This is a genomic window from Leucobacter japonicus (genome assembly GCF_001273855.1).
GTDB classification, from domain to species: domain Bacteria; phylum Actinomycetota; class Actinomycetes; order Actinomycetales; family Microbacteriaceae; genus Leucobacter; species Leucobacter japonicus.
In genome coordinates this window covers 1-283 of sequence record NZ_JHBX01000069.1, presented here as the reverse complement: position 1 = coordinate 283, position 283 = coordinate 1, and the positions used below count along the sequence as shown (strand labels likewise).

Annotated in this window: 1 pseudogene; it reads left to right on the top strand. The window is 70.0% G+C overall.

The features are described 5' to 3' along the window. Window positions 1–283: pseudogene (locus AMS67_RS17570) on the top strand (Rne/Rng family ribonuclease); the annotation flags it as partial.

Sequence of the window (283 nt, the reverse complement as noted above, 5' to 3'; positions counted from 1 at the left end):
GATGACCCGTAAGAAGCTCGGCCTGGGGCTGCTCGAGTCGTTCAGCGAGTCGTGCGAGGTGTGCGCGGGGCGCGGCATCATCGTGCACCACGAGCCCGTGACCAAGCACCGCAGCGAGGGTTCCCCGCGCGGTGCCAAGCGCGGCAAGGGGGCGCAGCCCCAGCACGACGTCAAGTCGCAGACTCACTCCATCACCGATGGCGCGAAGAACATGCTCGCCCAGGTGGCGGCGTCGACGATCCAGGCCGCGAAGGCCTCGGAGCCCGAAGCGGCCGGCGGAACC